The 750-nt window shown below is 66.7% G+C and carries 1 protein-coding gene; it reads left to right on the top strand.

Translation table 11 applies throughout. From position 1 onward, the window contains the following. Positions 1 to 750 (top strand): terminase gpA endonuclease subunit (locus G3T14_RS24450; protein ID WP_204263057.1); only part of this gene is annotated, 750 nt, incomplete at both ends.

The raw sequence follows: 750 nt of genomic DNA, 5'->3' as shown, positions 1-750 counted from the left end.
TTTTCGGAGACCTGAAGTCCCGAGATGCCGGCGCCACCCTGACGCACAAACAGTTCCCCGGCGGGCACATTACCCTCGTCGGCTCGAATAGCCCGACCAACCTCGCGATGCGGCCGATCCGGCTGCTCACATGCGATGAGATCGACAAATACCCGCTCTCGGCCGGCGGCGAGGGCTCGCCTATCGACCTCGCGGAGGAGCGCCAAGCCGAGTTCAAGGCGAACAGCCTCTCGGTGCGGGCCTGCTCACCGACGATTGCGGGCCGAAGCGCCATCGAGGCCTCCTACGAGGAGAGCGACCAGCGCAAGGCCTTCGTCGAGTGCCCTGGCTGCCACGGCTGGCATCCGCTCGAATGGGAGCGAGTGCGCTTCGACAAGGACGAGGCCGGCAAGATCAGGGCCGAGACGGGCCGATACGAGTGCGTGGCCTGCGAACACCCGATGACGGAGCCGCAGCGGCTCGTCGCGCTGCGCAAGGTCGAGTGGAGACAGACACGGACGTTCACCTGCTGCGGTGAAAACCAGGCCCCGGAGCGCTGGGCGCCCGAAGCGCACGGTGTCGCCCGGGCCCTGTGTATCCATTGCGGTGCGCAGGGCGTGCCGAACGACCATGCGGGCTTCCAAGCGTCCAAGCTCTACGCACCGAAGCAAACGATCCGCGAGACGGTGGCGAAGTTCGCCCGCGCTTTGAGACGAGGCCCGGAGGCGTTGAGGACGTTCTTCAACACGCAGCTGGCCCGGACCTGGAAAG

This window comes from Methylobacterium sp. BTF04 (assembly GCF_010692745.1).
Lineage (GTDB): Bacteria > Pseudomonadota > Alphaproteobacteria > Rhizobiales > Beijerinckiaceae > Methylobacterium.
Note: the sequence above shows the minus strand (reverse complement) of the source record. Positions and strands in the feature narration are given on the sequence as shown.